Source organism: Clostridioides sp. ZZV15-6598 (assembly GCF_020657705.1).
Lineage (GTDB): Bacteria > Bacillota > Clostridia > Peptostreptococcales > Peptostreptococcaceae > Clostridioides > Clostridioides difficile_F.
In genome coordinates this window covers 1-243 of the sequence record NZ_JAGWCS010000384.1, presented here as the reverse complement: position 1 = coordinate 243, position 243 = coordinate 1, and the positions used below count along the sequence as shown (strand labels likewise).

Annotated in this window: 1 protein-coding gene; it reads left to right on the top strand. The window is 31.7% G+C overall.

Annotation, left to right across the window (positions count from 1 at the left end; all coding sequences use genetic code 11):
- The coding region (locus tag KGF50_RS22170; RefSeq protein WP_227850024.1) for a phage holin family protein at positions 1-243 on the top strand (243 nt) is incomplete at both ends.

Sequence of the window (243 nt, the reverse complement as noted above, 5' to 3'; positions counted from 1 at the left end):
AATTTAATAAGTTTCATACCAGAGCAGTTACTAATTTTAGTTGCTGCTCTTTATGTTATAGGAGCAGGATGTAAGAAGTATAAACAATTAGATAACAAGTATATTCCAGTAGTCTTATTGATACTTGGTATAGGTTTCTCAGTATGGATGCTAGGATTAAATGCTGATGCAGTCTTACAAGGTGTAATTTGTTGGGGTATATCAATAGGTATAAATCAAACTTACAAACAGTTAAAGGATGGT